General features: G+C 64.2%; 27 protein-coding genes. All 27 read right to left on the bottom strand.

Features of this window, described 5'->3' with window-relative positions; translation table 11 throughout:
• Window positions 1-29 precede the first annotated feature (29 nt).
• The gene (gene map, locus ACWAUG_RS07790) at window positions 30-872 is read right to left on the bottom strand and encodes a type I methionyl aminopeptidase (protein WP_460802082.1); all 843 of its coding nucleotides are present in this window, start codon (window positions 870-872) and stop codon (window positions 30-32) included.
• 85 nt (window positions 873-957) lie between these two features.
• Window positions 958-1,554 carry an adenylate kinase gene (locus ACWAUG_RS07785; RefSeq protein WP_460802081.1) on the bottom strand — a complete coding sequence of 199 codons (597 nt, stop codon included), beginning with the start codon at window positions 1,552-1,554 and terminating at the stop codon, window positions 958-960.
• On the bottom strand, window positions 1,551-2,873 hold the full coding sequence (gene secY, locus ACWAUG_RS07780) for a preprotein translocase subunit SecY (RefSeq protein ID WP_460802080.1): 1,323 nt from the start codon (window positions 2,871-2,873) through the stop codon (window positions 1,551-1,553). The genes ACWAUG_RS07785 and secY overlap by 4 nt, the downstream gene beginning before the upstream one ends.
• A gap of 102 nt (window positions 2,874-2,975) precedes the next feature.
• Window positions 2,976-3,512 carry a 50S ribosomal protein L15 gene (rplO, locus tag ACWAUG_RS07775; protein WP_460802079.1) on the bottom strand — a complete coding sequence of 179 codons (537 nt, stop codon included), beginning with the start codon at window positions 3,510-3,512 and terminating at the stop codon, window positions 2,976-2,978.
• Window positions 3,512-3,697, bottom strand: coding sequence for a 50S ribosomal protein L30 (rpmD, locus tag ACWAUG_RS07770; RefSeq protein WP_067121122.1), 186 nt, complete (start codon window positions 3,695-3,697; stop codon window positions 3,512-3,514). Before rpmD ends, rplO begins: the two co-directional genes overlap by 1 nt.
• On the bottom strand, window positions 3,697-4,401 hold the full coding sequence (gene rpsE, locus ACWAUG_RS07765) for a 30S ribosomal protein S5 (protein WP_460802078.1): 705 nt from the start codon (window positions 4,399-4,401) through the stop codon (window positions 3,697-3,699). The genes rpmD and rpsE overlap by 1 nt, the downstream gene beginning before the upstream one ends.
• Window positions 4,398-4,757 carry a 50S ribosomal protein L18 gene (gene rplR, locus ACWAUG_RS07760; protein ID WP_460802077.1) on the bottom strand — a complete coding sequence of 120 codons (360 nt, stop codon included), beginning with the start codon at window positions 4,755-4,757 and terminating at the stop codon, window positions 4,398-4,400. Before rplR ends, rpsE begins: the two co-directional genes overlap by 4 nt.
• Before the next feature lie 2 nt (window positions 4,758-4,759).
• A complete protein-coding gene (rplF, locus tag ACWAUG_RS07755) occupies window positions 4,760-5,296 on the bottom strand; it encodes a 50S ribosomal protein L6 (protein WP_460802076.1) in 537 nt (178 codons plus the stop codon).
• A gap of 6 nt (window positions 5,297-5,302) precedes the next feature.
• Complete coding sequence (gene rpsH, locus ACWAUG_RS07750; protein ID WP_460802075.1) at window positions 5,303-5,701, bottom strand: 30S ribosomal protein S8; 399 nt, start codon at window positions 5,699-5,701, stop codon at window positions 5,303-5,305.
• A gap of 152 nt (window positions 5,702-5,853) precedes the next feature.
• A complete protein-coding gene (gene rplE / locus ACWAUG_RS07745; protein ID WP_460802074.1) occupies window positions 5,854-6,444 on the bottom strand; it encodes a 50S ribosomal protein L5 in 591 nt (196 codons plus the stop codon).
• Window positions 6,444-6,803 (bottom strand): 50S ribosomal protein L24, encoded by a 360-nt coding sequence (rplX, locus tag ACWAUG_RS07740; RefSeq protein WP_460802073.1) that lies wholly within the window; start codon window positions 6,801-6,803, stop codon window positions 6,444-6,446. The genes rplE and rplX overlap by 1 nt, the downstream gene beginning before the upstream one ends.
• A gap of 2 nt (window positions 6,804-6,805) precedes the next feature.
• The gene (gene rplN / locus ACWAUG_RS07735; RefSeq protein WP_102191664.1) at window positions 6,806-7,174 is read right to left on the bottom strand and encodes a 50S ribosomal protein L14; all 369 of its coding nucleotides are present in this window, start codon (window positions 7,172-7,174) and stop codon (window positions 6,806-6,808) included.
• A gap of 27 nt (window positions 7,175-7,201) precedes the next feature.
• Window positions 7,202-7,510, bottom strand: coding sequence for a 30S ribosomal protein S17 (gene rpsQ / locus ACWAUG_RS07730; RefSeq protein WP_460802072.1), 309 nt, complete (start codon window positions 7,508-7,510; stop codon window positions 7,202-7,204).
• Complete coding sequence (gene rpmC / locus ACWAUG_RS07725; RefSeq protein ID WP_460802071.1) at window positions 7,510-7,827, bottom strand: 50S ribosomal protein L29; 318 nt, start codon at window positions 7,825-7,827, stop codon at window positions 7,510-7,512. Before rpmC ends, rpsQ begins: the two co-directional genes overlap by 1 nt.
• Entirely contained in the window at window positions 7,827-8,246 is a 420-nt protein-coding gene (gene rplP, locus ACWAUG_RS07720; protein ID WP_460802070.1) for a 50S ribosomal protein L16, read from the bottom strand. Before rplP ends, rpmC begins: the two co-directional genes overlap by 1 nt.
• Window positions 8,246-8,992: a 30S ribosomal protein S3 gene (gene rpsC / locus ACWAUG_RS07715; protein ID WP_460802069.1), complete on the bottom strand. Its 747-nt coding sequence runs from the start codon at window positions 8,990-8,992 to the stop codon at window positions 8,246-8,248. The genes rplP and rpsC overlap by 1 nt, the downstream gene beginning before the upstream one ends.
• Window positions 8,992-9,390, bottom strand: coding sequence for a 50S ribosomal protein L22 (rplV, locus tag ACWAUG_RS07710; protein ID WP_460802068.1), 399 nt, complete (start codon window positions 9,388-9,390; stop codon window positions 8,992-8,994). The genes rpsC and rplV overlap by 1 nt, the downstream gene beginning before the upstream one ends.
• Complete coding sequence (gene rpsS / locus ACWAUG_RS07705) at window positions 9,390-9,671, bottom strand: 30S ribosomal protein S19 (RefSeq protein ID WP_045249922.1); 282 nt, start codon at window positions 9,669-9,671, stop codon at window positions 9,390-9,392. The genes rplV and rpsS overlap by 1 nt, the downstream gene beginning before the upstream one ends.
• 12 nt (window positions 9,672-9,683) lie before the next feature.
• Window positions 9,684-10,523 (bottom strand): 50S ribosomal protein L2, encoded by an 840-nt coding sequence (rplB, locus tag ACWAUG_RS07700; RefSeq protein ID WP_460802067.1) that lies wholly within the window; start codon window positions 10,521-10,523, stop codon window positions 9,684-9,686.
• A gap of 20 nt (window positions 10,524-10,543) precedes the next feature.
• Window positions 10,544-10,867 (bottom strand): 50S ribosomal protein L23, encoded by a 324-nt coding sequence (gene rplW, locus ACWAUG_RS07695; protein ID WP_460802066.1) that lies wholly within the window; start codon window positions 10,865-10,867, stop codon window positions 10,544-10,546.
• Window positions 10,864-11,526 carry a 50S ribosomal protein L4 gene (gene rplD / locus ACWAUG_RS07690; RefSeq protein WP_460802065.1) on the bottom strand — a complete coding sequence of 221 codons (663 nt, stop codon included), beginning with the start codon at window positions 11,524-11,526 and terminating at the stop codon, window positions 10,864-10,866. The genes rplW and rplD overlap by 4 nt, the downstream gene beginning before the upstream one ends.
• Window positions 11,527-11,528: 2 nt before the next feature.
• Window positions 11,529-12,188: a 50S ribosomal protein L3 gene (rplC, locus tag ACWAUG_RS07685; RefSeq protein WP_460802064.1), complete on the bottom strand. Its 660-nt coding sequence runs from the start codon at window positions 12,186-12,188 to the stop codon at window positions 11,529-11,531.
• 11 nt (window positions 12,189-12,199) lie between these two features.
• Window positions 12,200-12,508: a 30S ribosomal protein S10 gene (rpsJ, locus tag ACWAUG_RS07680; RefSeq protein WP_017201594.1), complete on the bottom strand. Its 309-nt coding sequence runs from the start codon at window positions 12,506-12,508 to the stop codon at window positions 12,200-12,202.
• 792 nt (window positions 12,509-13,300) lie between these two features.
• Window positions 13,301-13,513 (bottom strand): hypothetical protein, encoded by a 213-nt coding sequence (locus ACWAUG_RS07675; protein ID WP_460802063.1) that lies wholly within the window; start codon window positions 13,511-13,513, stop codon window positions 13,301-13,303.
• Between the two features lie 144 nt (window positions 13,514-13,657).
• Entirely contained in the window at window positions 13,658-14,851 is a 1,194-nt protein-coding gene (tuf, locus tag ACWAUG_RS07670) for an elongation factor Tu (protein WP_460802062.1), read from the bottom strand.
• Between the two features lie 164 nt (window positions 14,852-15,015).
• The gene (fusA, locus tag ACWAUG_RS07665; protein ID WP_298039652.1) at window positions 15,016-17,130 is read right to left on the bottom strand and encodes an elongation factor G; all 2,115 of its coding nucleotides are present in this window, start codon (window positions 17,128-17,130) and stop codon (window positions 15,016-15,018) included.
• A gap of 86 nt (window positions 17,131-17,216) precedes the next feature.
• Window positions 17,217-17,687: a 30S ribosomal protein S7 gene (gene rpsG / locus ACWAUG_RS07660; RefSeq protein WP_298039655.1), complete on the bottom strand. Its 471-nt coding sequence runs from the start codon at window positions 17,685-17,687 to the stop codon at window positions 17,217-17,219.
• Window positions 17,688-17,716 lie beyond the last annotated feature (29 nt).

Here is a 17,716-nt window from a genome sequence, read left to right as displayed (position 1 = left end):
AATCGATTCAGGGCCTTCGATGGCGAAGATCAGGCGACCGGGGTGGGTGTGATGCCGTACGGCGCGAGCCCGGCCGCTCCCCCGTCTTCGGCGGTGAGCACCCAGATGCCGCCCGCGTGCAGCGCGACGCTGTGCTCCCAGTGGGAGCCGTCCGAGCCATCGACCGTCGAGACGGTCCAGTCGTCATCCTCGACGAACGTGTCCTCAGAGCCCGCGGTCACCATGGGCTCGATCGCGAGGACGAGGCCCGGCTTGACCTCGGCTCCACGATCGGGGGTGCGGTAGTTGAACAGGCTCGGAGCCTCGTGCATCTTGCGCCCGATGCCGTGCCCGACGTATTCACGCAGGATGCCCCAATCGCGCCCCTCGCCCGGGGCGTTGTCTTCCAGGTACCCCTGGATCGCAGCACCGATATCGCCGAGGTGACGGGCGGAGGCCATGGCCGCGATTCCCGCCCACAGGGAGCCCTCCGTCACGTCGGACAACCGCGTGCGCGCGTCGACGACATCGGCATCCGCCTCGCCCGGGATGATGAAGGTGCGGGCGCTGTCGCCGTTCCAGCCCTGGAACTGCGCGCCACTGTCGACCGAGACGATGTCTCCCGCTGCGAGCACCCTATCCCCGGGGATGCCGTGCACGACCTGGTCATTGACCGAGATGCACGTCGTGTGACGGTAACCGCGCACCATCTGGAAGTTCGACTCCGCTCCTCGAGCGACGATCGCGGCGTTCGCAGCCGCATCAATCTCGGCGGTCGTGACTCCGGGGCGCATGAGCGCCGCCGCGGCATCCAGCGATGCCGCCGTGATGAGGCCTGGCTCAACCATCGAGCGCAGCTGAGCCGGCGTCTTGTAGATCGACTTGCGGAACATGTTCAACAGCTTTCACAAATGAGGGTGGGAAGAAAACGCATCGGACCCGGCACGCGAACGTGCCGGGTCCGAGAGACGTGGAACGTCAGACCGTCGCAACCAGACCGCGAGCACTCAGCGCCGCGGTGATACGGGTGAAGATCTCGTCGAGGGACCCGACACCGTCGATGGTGTCGACAATGCCGCGCTCGCCGTACACCGCGAGGATCGGGGCGGTCTCGTTCTCGTAGATGTCGAGGCGCTTCGCGATCGCCTCCTCGGTGTCATCCGAGCGTCCTTGCTCCTGAGCGCGCACCGAAATACGGGCGATGCTCTCAGCGCGCGGAACGTCGAGGAAGATGACCGCGTCGAGCGCTTCGCCCCGAGCGGCGAGAAACTCATCGAGGTGACCGACCTGGGCCGCGTTGCGCGGGTAGCCGTCGAGGAGGAAACCGTCAGCGGCATCGTCCTGCGACAGGCGGTCGCGCACGATCTCGCCGGTCAATTCGTCGGGCACCAGGTCGCCGCGATCCATGATCTCGGTGACCTGACGGCCGAGGTCGGTGCCGCCCTTGATGTTGGCGCGGAAGATGTCACCGGTCGAGACGACGGGAATGCCGTACGCCTCGGCGACACGCACGCCCTGCGTGCCCTTGCCGGAGCCCTGGGGGCCGACGATCAGAAGTCGAGCGGATGCTGTCAACGGAGGAGCCCTTCGTAATGGCGCTGCTGGAGCTGAGCATCGATCTGCTTGACCGTCTCCAGACCGACGCCGACGATGATGAGGATCGAGGCACCGCCGAACGGGAAGTTCTGGTTCGCGTTGACGGTTGCCAGGGCGATCAGCGGGATGAGCGCGATCAGACCCAGGTAGATGGACCCCGGGAACGTGATGCGGGTCAGCACGAAGTCGAGGTACTCGGCAGTGGGACGCCCGGCGCGGATGCCGGGGATGAATCCGCCGTACTTCTTCATGTTGTCGGCGACCTCTACAGGGTTGAAGGTGATCGCCACGTAGAAGTACGTGAAGCCGATGATGAGCAGGAAGTAGACGGCCATGTACAGCGGGTGGTCGCCCGTCGTGAAGTACTGCGAGACCCAGACGACCCATGCGGCCGGCTCCGTGCCGTCCTGCGGAGTGTTGAACTGAGCGATGAGCATCGGGATGTACAGCAGTGACGACGCGAAGATGATCGGGATCACGCCCGCCATGTTCACCTTGATGGGGATGTACGTGTTCGTACCGCCGTAGGTGCGGCGACCGACCATGCGCTTCGCGTACTGCACAGGAACGCGACGCTGCGACTGCTCGACGAAGACGACGAGGCCGGTCACGATCACGCCGATGGCGAGAACGAGAAGGAATGTCTCGAAGCCGTTGGACTCGAAGATCGCCCACATAGCTGCCGGGAACGTCGCGGCGATCGAGGTGAAGATCAGCAGCGACATGCCGTTGCCGATGCCGCGCTCGGTCACGAGCTCGGCGAACCACATGATCAGACCGGTTCCGGCCGTCATCGCGATGATGATGAGCAGCTGCGCCCACCACACGTCATTGGTCAGCAGCTGCTGACAGGCCGCGATGTCCGTGGCGCCGAAGAGCTGACCGCTGCGGGCCACCGTCACCAGGGTCGTCGACTGCAGCAGCGCAAGCGCGATGGTGAGGTAGCGCGTGTACTGGGTGAGCTTGGCCTGACCGGCCTGGCCCTCCTTGTGCAGCGCTTCGAAGTGAGGGATGACGACGCGCAGGAGCTGCGTGATGATCGTCGCGGTGATGTAGGGCATGACGCCCAGCGCGAAGATCGACAGTTGCAGCAGCGCACCGCCGGAGAAGAGGTTGACCAAGCTCAGAAGGCCCTCCGTACCCGCGTTCATGCGCAGGCACTCCTCGACGTTCGGGAAATGCACGAACGGAGCGGGGACGTGGGAGCCGAGTCGGTAGATGGCGATGATCGCCAGGGTGAAACCGATCTTCCTACGCAGGTCGGGCGTGCGGAAGATCCGCGCGATAGCGCTAAACAAGGGCGTGCCTCCAGGAAAGGTTGCCGTACAACTGAGGACGGCCGGAAAGACCAGAGTAACCCAGAAGAGGGGCCGGATTGCTCCGACCCCTCTCTGAAGTGGTTACTTGACGGATCCGCCCGCCGCCACGATCTTCTGCTCGGCAGAACCCGAGACCTTGTCGACCGAGACGTTGAGCTTCACGGCGATGTCGCCGTTGCCAAGAACCTTGACCTTCTCGTTCTTGCGAACCGCGCCCTTGGCGACCAGGTCGCCGACGGTGACGTCCCCACCCTGGGGGTAGAGCTCGGCGAGCTTCTCCAGGTTTACGACCTGGTACTCGACGCGGAACGGGTTCTTGAACCCGCGCAGCTTCGGGGTGCGCATGTGCAGAGGCATCTGCCCACCCTCGAAGCCGAGACGCACGGTGTTGCGGGCCTTGGTGCCCTTGGTACCGCGGCCGGCGGTCTTACCCTTCGAGCCCTCACCACGACCGACACGGGTCTTCGCCGTGTTGGCACCCGGAACGGGACGCAGGTGGTGGACCTTCAGCACACCGGGACGCGATGCCGGAGCATCCGCCTTCTTCGCAGCCGGCTTCTTGGCTGCGGCCTTCTTCGGGGCCTTCTCGGCCTCGACGGCGTCGTTCTTCTCAGCCATTAGTCGATCTCCTCAACCTTGACGAGGTGTGCGACGGTCTTGACGTAACCGCGCGTCTGCGCGTCGTCGGGGCGGACGGTGCTGTCGCCGATCCGCTTCAGACCGAGGCTGCGCAGCGTGTCACGCTGGTTCTGCTTCTCGCTCACCTTGGACTTGATCTGGGTCACCTTCAGACGGGCAGCCATCAGGCACCTACCTTCGCTGCAGCAGCTGCTGCGGCCTTGGCCTCGTTGCGGATGATGATCTCCGGAACGACGGCGTCGTATTCGAGGCCACGGCGGGCCGCAACGGCGCGGGGCTCCTCGAGGCTCTTGAGAGCCTCGACGGTCGCGTGCACGATGTTGATCGTGTTCGACGAACCCAGCGACTTCGAGAGGACATCGTGGACACCGGCGCACTCGAGGACGGCGCGGACGGGACCACCGGCGATAACACCGGTACCGGCGGCAGCCGGACGAAGCAGGACGACACCAGCAGCGGCCTCACCCTGAACCGGGTGCGGAACCGTGGTGCCGACGCGCGGGACACGGAAGAAGTTCCGCTTGGCCTCTTCGACACCCTTCGAGATGGCGAGAGGAACTTCGCGAGCCTTGCCATAACCGACACCGACCAGACCGTTGCCGTCACCGACGACCACGAGAGCGGTGAAGCTGAAGCGACGACCGCCCTTCACGACCTTCGAGACGCGGTTGATGGTGACGACACGCTCGAGGAACTGGTTGTCGCCGCGGTCGCGCGAGTTGCGGTCACGACCGCCCTGGTTGCGGTCACGGCCGCCGCGGCGGCCTTCGCGCTGCTCGCGGGCGGGCTCTGCTGCCTCGGTGGCAGCGGCCGTCTCGGGAGCGGCAGCAGCCGTTTCGGTCACTTCGTTCTCCTTGTTGTCACTCACAGTGCCAGCCCTCCTTCACGGGCGCCGTCTGCGATGGCCGCCACGCGACCGGCGTAGCGGTTGCCACCGCGGTCGAAGACGACCTCGGAGATGCCGGCAGCCTTCGCACGCTCGGCGACGAGCTCGCCGACCTTGCGGGCCTTGGCGGTCTTGTCACCGTCGAACGAGCGCAGCTCAGTCTCGAGCGTGGATGCCGACGCGACGGTGTGGCCCTTGCTGTCGTCGACCAGCTGGACGAAGACGTGGCGGGCCGAACGGTTGACGACCAGGCGCGGACGCGCCTCGGTGCCCACGATCTTCTTGCGAAGGCGGGCGTGACGACGCGCGCGGGCGTCGGACTTCGACTTCACAGCCATGATTACTTACCAGCCTTTCCGGCCTTGCGACGCACGACCTCGCCCGCGTAGCGGACACCCTTACCCTTGTACGGCTCAGGCTTGCGGATCTTGCGGATGTTCGCAGCCGCCTCGCCGACGGCCTGCTTGTCGATACCGCTGACGGTGAGCTTGTTGGCGCCCTCGACCGTCAGGGTGATGCCGGCGGGTGCGTCGACGACGACCGGGTGCGAGAAGCCGAGAGCGAACTCGACCGAGCTGCCCTTCTGCTGCACGCGGTAACCGGTGCCGACGACCTCAAGGCCCTTGGAGTAGCCCTGGGTGACGCCGATGATGTTGTTGTTGATGAGCGTGCGGGTCAGGCCGTGGAGCGACCGCGACTCGCGCTCGTCGTCGGGACGGGAGACAACCACCTGGTTGTCCTCGACCGCGACCTCGATGGGGCTGGCCACGTTGAGGGTGATCTCACCCTTGGGGCCCTTCACCGCGACCTCACGGCCGTCGACCGTGATGGTCACACCCGCGGGGATCTCGATGGGAAGTCGTCCGATACGCGACATTTCGAATTACCACACGTAGGCGAGAACTTCTCCGCCCACGCCCTTCTGCTCGGCCTGACGGTCAGTGAGGAGACCGGAGGAGGTGGACAGGATGGCCACGCCGAGGCCGCCGAGGACCTTGGGGAGCTCCGTCGAACGTGCGTACACGCGCAGACCGGGCTTCGAGACGCGCTTGATGCCCGCGATCGAACGCTCACGGTTGGGGCCGTACTTCAGCGAGAGGGTGAGGTTCTGGCCGACACGTGCGTCGGTGACCTCGAAGCCGGAGATGTAACCCTCCTGCTTGAGGATCTCAGCGATGTTGGTCTTGAGCTTGCTCGACGGCAGGGTCACGGAGTCGTGGTGTGCCGAGTTCGCGTTGCGCAGACGGGTCAGCATATCTGCGACCGGGTCTGTCATCGTCATATTTGTTTTCCTTTGATCACGAGGTTTCTCCTGCCGTTACGCGACAGGAGACCTGCTATGAGTAGCAATCTTCAATTGTAAGCGCAATCGCGCCTCCGGCCGGACCACACCCCTCGACGAGCGCGAGGTGCGGTCCGGCCGGAGTCAGACGATTACGCCTTTGCGTCAGTCGATGTGAACGGGAAGCCGAGGTGACGGAGCAGTGCCCGACCCTCGTCATCCGTCTTCGCCGAGGTGACGACGGTGATGTCGAAGCCGCGAACGCGGTCGATCTTGTCCTGATCGATCTCGTGGAACACGCTCTGCTCCTGGAGACCGAAGGTGTAGTTGCCGTTGCCGTCGAACTGCTTCGGCGACAGGCCGCGGAAGTCGCGGATACGCGGCAGGGCCAGCGACACGAGACGGTCGATGAACTCCCACGCACGGTCTCCACGGAGGGTGACGTGCGCACCGATGGCCTGGCCCTCACGCAGCTTGAACTGCGCGATGGATTTCTTGGCCTTGGTGACGATCGGCTTCTGACCCGTGATCTTCGTGAGGTCGGAGACCGCCCCCTCGATGACCTTGCTGTCGCGAGCCGCTTCACCGACACCGGTGTTGACGACGACCTTCACGAGACCGGGGATCTGCATGACGTTCGCGTAACCGAACTCCTCCTGCATCGCCTTCTTGATCTCGCTGTTGTACTTCTGCTTCAGGCGCGGCTGGATCTTGCCAGCCGGCGCGGCAGTCTCGGTGCTCATCAGAGGTCCTTACCTGACGTCTTCGCGTAACGCACACGGACGGTGCGCTTGACGCCGTCCTTGGTCTGCTCCTCGACCCGGTGGCCGACACGGGTCGGCTTCTTGGTCTCGGGGTCGACGAGTGCGACGTTCGAGATGTGGATGGGAGCTTCGAGAGTCTCGATGCCACCCGTCTTCGTGCCACGCTGCGTCTGGCCGACGCGCGTGTGCTTGGTGATGTAGTTCACACCTTCGACGATGACGCGGTTCTGCTCGGCGAGGATCTCGAGGACCTTGCCCTGCTTGCCACGGTCGCCGCCCTTGGCCTGGGTGCGCCCGGTGATGACCTGAACCAGGTCACCCTTCTTGATTTTCGCCATGATCAGATAACCTCCGGCGCCAGCGAGACGATCTTCATGAACTTCTTGTCACGAAGCTCGCGACCGACCGGACCGAAGATACGGGTGCCGCGGGGCTCCCCGTCGTTCTTCAGGATGACGGCGGCGTTCTCGTCGAACTTGATGTAGGAGCCGTCCGGACGACGGACTTCCTTCTTGGTGCGGACGATGACGGCCTTGACCACATCGCCCTTCTTGACGTTGCCACCCGGGATCGCGTCCTTGACGGTGGCGACGATGGTGTCACCCAGACCGGCGTAACGGCGGCGCGAACCACCGAGAACACGGATCGTGAGCAGCTCCTTCGCGCCGGTGTTGTCGGCGACCTTGAGGCGGGATTCCTGCTGAATCACTATTACTCCTTGCAGTAAGCCGAGGGCTTACTTGGCCTTCTCGACGATCTCGACCAGACGCCAGCGCTTGGTGGCGCTCAGCGGGCGAGTCTCAGTGATGACGACGAGGTCGCCGATGCCCGCCGAGTTGTTCTCGTCGTGCACCTTGCGCTTCTCCGTACGGCGGATGACCTTGCCGTACAGCGGGTGCTTCACGCGGTCCTCGACCTCGACGACGATGGTCTTGTCCATCTTGTCGCTGACGACGTAGCCGCGCTGCGTCTTGCGGTATCCGCGAGCGTTCTCGTCGCGCACGTCGTGCGAGACGGAAGCTTCCGCTTCATTCTTGGTGGCCATTACTCAGCCTTCCCTTCGGCGTCGGCCGAGGCATCCTCGGTCTTCTTCGCCTTCGACTTGGACGCCTTCTTGGCCGATGCCTCGACCGGAGCGGGCGTCGCACGGATGCCCAGCTCGCGCTCGCGGATGACCGTGTAGAGGCGCGCGATGTCGCGCTTCACAGCGCGGATGCGGCCGTGGCTGTCCAGCTGGCCGGTGGCCGACTGGAAGCGGAGGTTGAACAGCTCCTCCTTGGCCTTGCGCAGCTCCTCGACGAGTCGCTGGTCTTCGAACGTGTCGAGCTCGCTCGGAGCGAGCTCCTTGGTGCCGATCGCCATTACGCGTCGCCCTCCTCGCGCTTGATGATGCGTGCCTTGAGCGGCAGCTTGTGAATGGCTCGGGTCAGTGCTTCGCGAGCGAGTTCCTCGCTCACGCCTGCGACCTCGAAGAGGACGCGACCCGGCTTGACGTTGGCGACCCACCACTCGGGGGAACCCTTACCGGAACCCATGCGGGTTTCGGCCGGCTTCTTCGTGAGCGGACGGTCGGGGTAGATGTTGATCCACACCTTTCCGCCGCGCTTGATGTGACGCGTCATGGCGATACGAGCTGCCTCGATCTGACGGTTGGTCACATAAGCAGGCGTCAGGGCCTGGATTCCGTAGTCACCGAAGGAGACCTTCGTGCCGCCGGTAGCCTGCCCCGAACGACCGGGGTGGTGCTGCTTGCGGAACTTGACCTTGCGGGGGATGAGCATTATGCCGACGCTCCTTCTGCAACAGGTGCCTCGTTGCGGGGCGCACGACGACGGTCGCCGCGGTCACGCGAAGGCTTCTGGTTGGCCTGCTCGCGAGCAAGCTCCTTGGCGGTGAGGTCACCCTTGTAGATCCAGACCTTCACACCGATGCGGCCGAAGGTGGTCTTTGCCTCGTAGAAGCCGTAGTCGATGTTCGCGCGCAGCGTGTGCAGCGGCACACGACCCTCGCGGTAGAACTCCGAACGGCTCATCTCGGCGCCGCCGAGGCGGCCGGAGACCTGGATGCGGATGCCCTTGGCACCAGCGCGCTGCGCGCCCTGGAGGCCCTTGCGCATCGCACGGCGGAACGCCACGCGAGCAGAGAGCTGCTCGGCGATGCCCTGTGCGACGAGCTGAGCGTCAGCCTCGGGGTTCTTGACCTCGAGGATGTTCAGCTGGATCTGCTTGCCGGTGAGCTTCTCGAGGTCGCCGCGGATGCGCTCGGCCTCGGCGCCACGGCGACCGATCACGATGCCCGGACGGGCGGTGTGGATGTCGACGCGGACGCGGTCACGGGTGCGCTCGATCTCAATGTTCGAGACACCGGCACGGTCGAGCTGCGTCTTCAGCAGGTTGCGGATCTTGACGTCCTCGGCCACGTAATCTGCGTAACGCTGGCCCGGCTTCGTCGAGTCCGAGAACCAACGGGACACGTGGTCCGTGGTGATTCCGAGGCGGAAGCCGTACGGGTTAACCTTCTGTCCCATTACTTGCTCGCCTTCTTCTTGCTGTCGCCTTCGGCCGCGGCAGAGACCTCGGGCGTCGAGAGCACGACCGTGATGTGGCTCGTGCGCTTCTTGATCTGGAAAGCGCGACCCTGTGCACGGGGGCGGAAACGCTTGAGCGTCGTGCCCTCGTCGACGTAGGCGTTAGCCACGTACAGGTCGGACGCGTCGAGGTACTCTCCGTCGCGGTCTGCCTTCACCTGCGCGTTGGCCATGGCCGACGCGACAAGCTTGTAGATCGGCTCGCTGGCGGACTGCGCAGCGAACTTCAGGATGGCGAGAGCCTCTTCGGCCTGCTTTCCCTTGATCAGCGCAACGACACGACGAGCCTTCTGCGGGGTCACGCGGATGTGCTTCACGCGTGCGATCGATTCGACCATTAGCGGCGCCGCCCCTTCTTGTCGTCCTTCTCGTGGCCGCGGAAGGTGCGGGTGGGCGCGAACTCGCCCAACTTGTGACCGACCATGGTCTCGGAGACAAACACGGGGATGTGCTTGCGACCGTCGTGGACCGCGATCGTGTGACCCAGCATGGCCGGGATGATCATGGACCGGCGGGACCAGGTCTTGATGACGTTCTTCGTGCCGGCTTCGTTCTGGCCGATCACCTTGCGAAGCAGGTGCTCGTCGACGAAGGGGCCCTTCTTAAGACTGCGAGGCATCTTCTCTTACTCCTACTTGCGCTTCTTGCCGGCGGTACGACGACGCACGATGTACTTGTCGCTTTCCTTGTTGGCGTGACGGGTGCGACCCTCAGCCTGGCCCCACGGGGAGACCGGGTGACGTCCACCGGAAGTCTTGCCTTCACCACCACCGTGCGGGTGATCGACCGGGTTCATGGCGACACCGCGGACGGTCGGGCGGATGCCCTTCCAGCGGCTGCGGCCTGCCTTGCCCCAGTTGATGTTCGACTGCTCGGCGTTGCCGACCTCGCCGATGGTCGCGCGGCAGCGCGCATCGACGTTGCGGATCTCACCCGAGGGCAGACGAAGCTGCGCGTAGGGGCCGTCCTTGGCGACGAGGCGCACGGATGCACCGGCCGAACGAGCCATCTTCGCACCGCCACCGGGACGGAGCTCGATCGCGTGGATCACCGTACCGGTCGGGATGTTCTTCAGCGGGAGGTTGTTGCCCGGCTTGATGTCAGCGCCGGCACCCGACTCGACGATGTCGCCCTGCTTCAGCTTGTTCGGCGCGATGATGTAGCGCTTCTCGCCGTCGAAGTAGTGCAGCAGCGCGATGCGTGCGGTGCGGTTGGGGTCGTACTCGATGTGAGCGACCTTGGCGTTGACGCCGTCCTTGTCATTGCGACGGAAGTCGATGACGCGGTACTGGCGCTTGTGGCCACCACCGATGTGACGGGTCGTGATGCGGCCCTGGTTGTTGCGGCCACCGGTCTTCGACAGCGGGCGCAGCAGCGACTTCTCAGGCGTCGATCGAGTGATCTCGGCGAAGTCAGCCACCGACGAGCCGCGGCGACCGGGGGTCGTGGGCTTGTACTTGCGAATAGCCATTTTTGTCCTTATCCCCCGGATCAGCCGATTGCCGTGAAGATGTCGATGGTGCCCGACTTCAGGCTCACGATGGCGCGCTTGGTGTCCTTGCGCTTACCGGTGCCGAAGCGGGTGCGACGGGCCTTGCCCACGCGGTTGATCGTGTTGACGCCAGCGACCTTGACATCGAAGATCTTCTCGATGGCGAGCTTGATCTCGGTCTTCGAAGCACGCGGGTCGACGAGGAAGGTGTACTTGCCTTCGTCGATCAGCGAGTAGCTCTTCTCAGAGACAACCGGCTTCAGGATGATGTCGCGGGGGTCCTTGTTGAACGCCGACTGGAGGGCGCCGTTCTGCTCGGTCATGCCGAGACCTCCTCGGTTGCGCCGGTCTTCGAGGCGATGAAGCTCTCGAGCGCGGCCTTGGTGAAGACGATGTCGTCGGAGACGACGACGTCGTAGGCGTTGAGCTGGTCGAAGCTGATCACGTGGAGGTTCGCGATGTTGCGAATGCTCTTGTTGGTCAGCTCGTCGTTGCGCTCGGTGACGACGAGGACGTTCTTCGACGGGGCGACGGTCGCGAGGAACTTCGCGGCGGTCTTCGTCGAAGGTGCTCCGTCGATGCCGAACGACTCGATGGCGTGCAGACGCTCGCCGCGGAAGCGGTCGCTGAGCGCGCCACGAAGGGCGGCCGCGATCATCTTCTTGGGAGTGCGCTGCGAGTAGTCACGCGGCTTCGGGCCGTGGACGATGCCACCGCCGGTCATGTGCGGCGCACGGATCGAGCCCTGACGGGCGTTACCCGTACCCTTCTGCTTGAAGGGCTTGCGGCCGGCACCGGAGACCTCACCGCGACGCTTGGTCGAGTGAGTGCCCTGGCGTGCGGCAGCGAGCTGTGCGACGACGACCTGGTGGATCAGCGGGATGTTCGTCTTGACGTCGAAGATCGAGGCGGGCAGCTCGATGGAGCCGGCCTTCTTGCCATCGGCCTTGAGGACGTCGAGCGCGAGAGTCGAGTCAGCCATGATCAGGCACCCTTCACTGCGTTGCGGACGTAGACGACGCGGCCACGAGCACCGGGGACGGCGCCCTTGACGAGCAGCAGACCCTTCTCGGCGTCGATGCCGTGCACCGTCAGGTTGAGGACGGTCACGCGCTCGCCACCCATACGGCCGGCCATGCGCATGCCCTTGAAGACACGGCTCGGGGTCGACGATGCGCCGATCGAACCGGGCTTGCGGTGGTTGCGGTGTGCACCGTGCGAAGCCGAAGCACCACCGAAGTTGTGGCGCTTCATGACACCAGCGGTGCCCTTGCCCTTGCTGGTGCCGACGACGTCGACCAGCTGGCCTGCTTCGAAGAGGCCGTCGACCGTGAGCTCCTGGCCCAGGGCGTAGTCGCCGGCATCCGCGGTGCGGATCTCGGTGACGTGACGGCGCGGCGTGACGCCGGCAGCCTCGAAGTGAGCCGTGAGCGGCTTGTTCACCTTGCGCGGGTCGATCTGACCGGCCGCGATCTGAACGGCGTTGTAGCCGTCCTTCTCGGGGGTGCGGATCTGAGTGACCACGTTCGGTGCCAGTTCGATGACCGTGACGGGGACGAGCTTGCCGTCCGCGTTCCACACCTGGGTCATACCGAGCTTGGTGCCCAGCATGCCCTTGGAAATCTTTGCGTTGATATCAACCATGACGAGACCCCTTACAGCTTGATCTCGATGTTGACGTCAGCCGGAAGGTCGAGACGCATGAGCGAATCGACGGCCTTCGGCGTCGGGTCGACGATGTCGATCAGACGCTTGTGCGTGCGCATCTCGAAGTGCTCACGGCTGTCCTTGTACTTGTGGGGAGACCGGATAACGCACACGACGTTCTTCTCGGTCGGAAGCGGCACGGGGCCGACGACAGTCGCGCCCGCACGGGTCACGGTGTCGACGATTTTACGTGCCGACGTGTCGATGACCTCGTGGTCATACGACTTCAGGCGAATGCGGATCTTCTGTCCCGCCATTGTCTGCTCATCTCTCTAAAGCGTCGTACCGACCTGACCCGGGTGAGTCAGGGGCATTGGACGCACGGTGGCGCTGTTCGCGCCGGGCACCACTATTCTTCTGTCAATCCGCACACGTCTCCGCGCACGGCAGAACCTCACGAGGAGGCTGTTGTTTTGTTCTGCTGCCCGCGGCCTAGAACCCTGTGCTTGCGCACCGTCTATGCACTGCCCTGGCAGTGATCCGGGAAGAACACATAGTGCACCTCCGGAATGTGGAACTTATCTATTCTGCCACGCCTGATTTCGGTTATGCAAACCCGGGCGTGTCGCGCCGTGATCTGCGTCTTTTCCGAGAGAGAAAGCGGGGTGGAAGCATCCCCATGCTCCACCCCGCCACGGGGAACGTGCTCAGCACGAGGGGGTGCGAAGAGCACGAGGATCAACGCATGAAGAAGCGCCGTGATCCTCGTTGGTGCCGCGGCGGCTGAGCCGCTGCGCGGGCAGGTCGAGGCACGGGCACACGAAAGGCGCGCAGTGCTCGAGAGTCCCCAATGTCGTTCCCCAGTTTCATGCGCGAGTCTCCTCGCGCTGCTTGGCCCGCCGAACCCCTTCGGCTGACCTGGTCGCATTACCCAGGCGACCTCGATCAGCGTACTCGATCCCTCAGGTGACACGCTAGTCAACAGCAGAGCCGGACGTCCGTGCACCCCGTCCGGTCCCTCCTGCTGACAGGACTGCAGCCGATCAATCTCTGATGAAAGAAGGTGTTGCCCGATATGCATCAGGCAACACCTCCTCGAGAAGCCGAAGTTACTCGTTACCGACGGCCTTGTCGGCGGCGTCGCGGATGTCGTCGATCTTGTCGGAAGCCCCAGGGGCGATCTTCTTCGCGAAGTCGGCGACACCGTCGAGAACCTTGTCGCTGACTTCTTCGGCCTGATCGCTCTTGACCGCATCCGCGATCTTGTCCTTGTTCTGCTCGAACAGGTCCTTGCCCTTGTTGACGATGTCGTCGATACCCATGGTGGGTCCCCTTCTGAGATGGCGAATTCGGCAGCTGGTACGCGCCAGGTCTAGTCTGCCCGGCTCGAGGGACGATGGGAAGTGTCGAAAAACGACACAGGGGCCGAGCCCGAAGGCCCGACCCCTGTGAAGAGTAAGAAAGACTTACTTGTTGATCTTCGTGACCGTACCGGCGCCGACGGTGCGTCCACCCTCACGGATGGCGAAGCCGAGGCCCTCTTCCATAGCGATCGGCTGGATCAGCTCGACCGACATGTCGGTGGTGTCGCCGGGCATGACCATCTCGGTGCCCTCGGGCAGCGTGATGACGCCGGTGACGTCGGTGGTGCGGAAGTAGAACTGCGGGCGGTAGTTCGTGTAGAACGGGTTGTGGCGGCCACCCTCGTCCTTGGACAGGATGTATGCCGTGCCCTCGAAGTTGGTGTGCGGCGTAACCGAACCCGGCTTCACGATGACCTGGCCGCGCTCGACGTCCTCACGCTTGAGGCCACGGAGCAGCAGACCACAGTTCTCGCCGGCCCATGCCTCGTCGAGCTGCTTGTGGAACATCTCGATACCCGTGACCGTGGTCTTCTGGGTGTCGCGGATGCCGACGATCTCGACCTCGGAGTTGATCGCGAGGGTGCCGCGCTCGGCGCGACCCGTGACGACCGTTCCACGACCGGTGATCGTGAAGACGTCCTCGACGGGCATGAGGAAGGGCTTGTCGCGGTCGCGCTCGGGGTCGGGGATGTTGTCATCCGCGGCCTGCATGAGCTCGACGATGCGCTCGGTCCACTTCTCGTCGCCCTCGAGCGCCTTGAGTGCCGAGACCTGAACGACGGGAGCGTTGTCGCCGTCGAAGCCCTGGCTCGACAGCAGCTCGCGGACCTCGAGCTCGACGAGCTCCAGGATCTCCTCGTCGTCGACCATGTCGGACTTGTTCAGAGCGACCATCAGGTACGGAACGCCGACCTGCTTGGCGAGCAGGACGTGCTCACGCGTCTGAGCCATCGGGCCGTCGGTGGCGGCGACGACGAGGATCGCACCGTCCATCTGAGCAGCACCGGTGATCATGTTCTTGACGTAGTCGGCGTGGCCGGGTGCGTCGACGTGAGCGTAGTGACGCTTGGGCGTCTCGTACTCGATGTGCGAGATGTTGATCGTGATGCCACGCTGGCGCTCTTCAGGAGCGGAGTCGATGGTCGTGAAGTCACGCTGGACGTTCGTGTCCGACGGGTACTTGTCAGCCAGCACCTTGGAGATGGCTGCGGACAGCGTCGTCTTGCCGTGGTCAACGTGACCGATCGTTCCGATGTTGACGTGCGGCTTGGTCCGCTCGAACTTGGCCTTGGCCACTGGGTCCTCCTCAGGACGTTCGTGTAGCGATTGCCGGGCACTGGATTGTGACCGGTTCCCTACGGGGTTTGATTCTCAGTTTAGTAGAGAGAGTGCTTTGTGAAGTTGTGAGTTGTCCGGGCCGCCCCCGTCGACAGGTTCAGGGGGCGGCCCGGGCGAAGGGCTTACTCGCCCTTGGTCTTCTGGACGATCTCGTCCGCGACGGCCTTGGGGACCTCCGCGTAGGAGTCGAACTCCATCGAGTAGACCGCGCGACCCGAGGTCTTCGAACGCAGGTCGCCGATGTAGCCGAACATCTCCGACAGCGGCACAGAGGCCCGGACGACCTTGACGCCCTGGGCGTCTTCCATCGACTGGATCTGGCCACGACGCGAGTTCAGGTCGCCGATGACGTCGCCCATGTACTCCTCGGGCGTACGGACCTCGACGGCCATGAGCGGCTCGAGCAGAACGGGGTTCGCGCGGCGCACGGCCTCCTTGAAGCCCATGGAACCGGCGATCTTGAACGCCATCTCCGAGGAGTCGACGTCGTGAGCAGCACCGTCGACGATGGTCGCCTTGACGCCCACCATCGGGTAGCCGGCGAGCACGCCGACGTTCATCGCGTCCTGGAAACCGGCGTCGATCGAACCGATGTACTCGCGCGGGATGCGGCCACCGGTGACAGCGTTCTCGAACTCGTACGTCGTGTCGCCCGAGACCTCGAGCGGCTCGATGTTGAACTGGATCTTCGCGAACTGACCCGATCCACCCGTCTGCTTCTTGTGGGTGTAGTCGTGCTTTTCGACGGCCTTCTTGATCGTCTCGCGGTAGGCCACCTGGGGCTTTCCGACGTTCGCCTCGACGTTGAACTCGCGCTTCATGCGGTCGACGAGGATGTCGAGGTGCAGCTCGCCCATGCCCTTGATGGTCGTCTGACCGGTCTCGGGGTTGAGCTCCGTACGGAAGGTCGGGTCTTCTTCGGCGAGCTTCTGGATGGCGACACCCAGCTTCTCCTGGTCGGCCTTGGTCTTCGGCTCGATGGCCACCTCGATGACGGGCTCGGGGAACGTCATCGACTCGAGGACGACGGGCGCGGCCGGGTCGGTCAGGGTGTCACCGGTGGTGGTGTCCTTCAGACCGATGACGGCGTAGATGTTGCCCGCGGTGACCGCGTCGACCGGGTTCTCCTTGTTGGCGTGCATCTGGAAGATCTTTCCGATGCGCTCCTTCTTGCCCTTGGTCGAGTTGATGACCTGCGAGCCCGACTCGAGCGAGCCCGAGTACACGCGGACGTAGGTCAGACGACCGAAGAACGGGTGCACGGCCACCTTGAACGCGAGAGCGGCGAACGGGTCGCTGGCGCTCGGGTTGCGCTTGATGATCGTGTCGTAGTCCTTCGGGTCGTGCGCCTCGATGGCGCCGACGTCGAGGGGGTTCGGCAGGTAATCGACGACGGCGTCCAGCATCGGCTGAACACCGCGGTTCTTGAACGCCGATCCGCAGAGCACGGGGTAGATCTCCGAAGCGACGACCATCTTGCGGATGCCGCCCTTGATCTCCGCGACCGTGAGCTCCTCGCCGCCGAAGAACTTCTCGAGGAGTGCGTCGTCGCTCTCGGCGACGGTCTCCAGGAGCGCCTGGCGGTACTCCGCGGCCTTCTCCTTGAGGTCCTCGGGGATCTCCTGAACCTCGTAGGACGCGCCCATGGTGACGTCGCCCTTCGAGTCGCCGGCCCAGATGAGGGCGCGCATCTCGATGAGGTCGACGACTCCGATGAAGTCGCTCTCGGCACCGATCGGCAGCTGGAGGACCAACGGCTTCGCGCCGAGGCGGTTCACGATGGTGTCGACGGTGTAGTAGAAGTCGGCGCCGAGCTTGTCCATCTTGTTGACGAAGCAGATGCGCGGAACGTTGTACTTGTCGGCCTGACGCCACACGGTCTCGGACTGGGGCTCGACGCCCTCCTTGCCGTCGAAGACGGCGACGGCACCGTCGAGGACGCGGAGCGAGCGCTCCACCTCGACCGTGAAGTCCACGTGACCGGGGGTGTCGATGATGTTGATCTGGTTCTTGTTCCAGAAGCAGGTCACGGCGGCAGACGTGATCGTGATGCCGCGCTCCTTCTCCTGCTCCATCCAGTCAGTGGTCGCGCCACCATCGTGCGTCTCGCCCAGCTTGTGGTTGACACCCGTGTAGAACAGGATGCGCTCGGTGGTGGTGGTCTTGCCGGCATCGATGTGCGCCATGATGCCGATGTTGCGGACCTTGTTCAGGTCCGTGAGCACGTCTTGTGCCACGGGAGTGTCCTTTTCTGTCTAGCAGCAGTCAGTCTGCGAAGAATGGGATGCTCGCCCCCGTGGATTTCGGGGGCGAGCAGAGCTGATTACCAGCGGTAGTGAGCGAACGCGCGGTTCGACTCAGCCATCTTGTGCGTGTCCTCACGACGCTTGACGGCGGCACCGAGGCCGTTCGCCGCATCGAGGATCTCGTTGCGCAGACGCTCGGTCATCGTCTTCTCACGACGGCCCTTCGCGTAGCTGACGAGCCAGCGCAGTGCGAGCGTGTTGGCACGGTGAGGCTTGACCTCGACCGGAACCTGGTACGTCGAACCACCGACGCGACGGCTGCGGACCTCAAGCGTGGGGCGCACGTTGTCGAGCGCCTTCTTGAGGGTTGCAACGGCATCCTGGCCGCTCTTCTCCTCGACACCCTTGAGGGCGCCGTAGACGATCGACTCGGCGAGCGACTTCTTGCCGTCGACGAGGATCTTGTTCACCAGCGAGGTGACGATCGGTGCGCCGTATACCGGGTCGTTGACAACGGGGCGCTTCGGGGCGGGACCCTTACGAGGCATCTAACTCAACCCTTCTTCGCGCCGTAGCG

This window comes from Microbacterium sp. GXF6406 (genome assembly GCF_054798215.1).
This window is presented reverse-complemented; position numbering and strand designations above follow the sequence as displayed.

Coding starts and splice junctions, on each gene's coding strand:
- map (WP_460802082.1), bottom strand. CDS start 872: ATGTTCCGCAAGTCGATCTACAAGACGCCGGCTCAGCTGCGCTCGATG.
- rplO (WP_460802079.1), bottom strand. CDS start 3,512: ATGGCTGAGAAGAACGACGCCGTCGAGGCCGAGAAGGCCCCGAAGAAG.
- rpmD (WP_067121122.1), bottom strand. CDS start 3,697: ATGGCTGCCCGTCTGAAGGTGACCCAGATCAAGTCCAAGGTGAGCGAG.
- rplR (WP_460802077.1), bottom strand. CDS start 4,757: ATGGCTGTGAAGTCGAAGTCCGACGCCCGCGCGCGTCGTCACGCCCGC.
- rplF (WP_460802076.1), bottom strand. CDS start 5,296: ATGTCGCGTATCGGACGACTTCCCATCGAGATCCCCGCGGGTGTGACC.
- rpsH (WP_460802075.1), bottom strand. CDS start 5,701: ATGACGATGACAGACCCGGTCGCAGATATGCTGACCCGTCTGCGCAAC.
- rplE (WP_460802074.1), bottom strand. CDS start 6,444: ATGAGCACCGAGACTGCCGCGCCGGCTGGCAAGATCCAGCCGCGCCTG.
- rplX (WP_460802073.1), bottom strand. CDS start 6,803: ATGGCGAAAATCAAGAAGGGTGACCTGGTTCAGGTCATCACCGGGCGC.
- rpsQ (WP_460802072.1), bottom strand. CDS start 7,510: ATGGCCACCAAGAATGAAGCGGAAGCTTCCGTCTCGCACGACGTGCGC.
- rpmC (WP_460802071.1), bottom strand. CDS start 7,827: ATGGCGATCGGCACCAAGGAGCTCGCTCCGAGCGAGCTCGACACGTTC.
- rplP (WP_460802070.1), bottom strand. CDS start 8,246: ATGCTCATCCCCCGCAAGGTCAAGTTCCGCAAGCAGCACCACCCCGGT.
- rpsC (WP_460802069.1), bottom strand. CDS start 8,992: ATGGGACAGAAGGTTAACCCGTACGGCTTCCGCCTCGGAATCACCACG.
- rplV (WP_460802068.1), bottom strand. CDS start 9,390: ATGGTCGAATCGATCGCACGCGTGAAGCACATCCGCGTGACCCCGCAG.
- rpsS (WP_045249922.1), bottom strand. CDS start 9,671: ATGCCTCGCAGTCTTAAGAAGGGCCCCTTCGTCGACGAGCACCTGCTT.
- rplB (WP_460802067.1), bottom strand. CDS start 10,523: ATGGCTATTCGCAAGTACAAGCCCACGACCCCCGGTCGCCGCGGCTCG.
- rplW (WP_460802066.1), bottom strand. CDS start 10,867: ATGACCGAGCAGAACGGCGCCCTCCAGTCGGCGTTCAACAAGGACCCC.
- rplD (WP_460802065.1), bottom strand. CDS start 11,526: ATGGCTGACTCGACTCTCGCGCTCGACGTCCTCAAGGCCGATGGCAAG.
- rplC (WP_460802064.1), bottom strand. CDS start 12,188: ATGGTTGATATCAACGCAAAGATTTCCAAGGGCATGCTGGGCACCAAG.
- rpsJ (WP_017201594.1), bottom strand. CDS start 12,508: ATGGCGGGACAGAAGATCCGCATTCGCCTGAAGTCGTATGACCACGAG.
- ACWAUG_RS07675 (WP_460802063.1), bottom strand. CDS start 13,513: ATGGGTATCGACGACATCGTCAACAAGGGCAAGGACCTGTTCGAGCAG.
- rpsG (WP_298039655.1), bottom strand. CDS start 17,687: ATGCCTCGTAAGGGTCCCGCCCCGAAGCGCCCCGTTGTCAACGACCCG.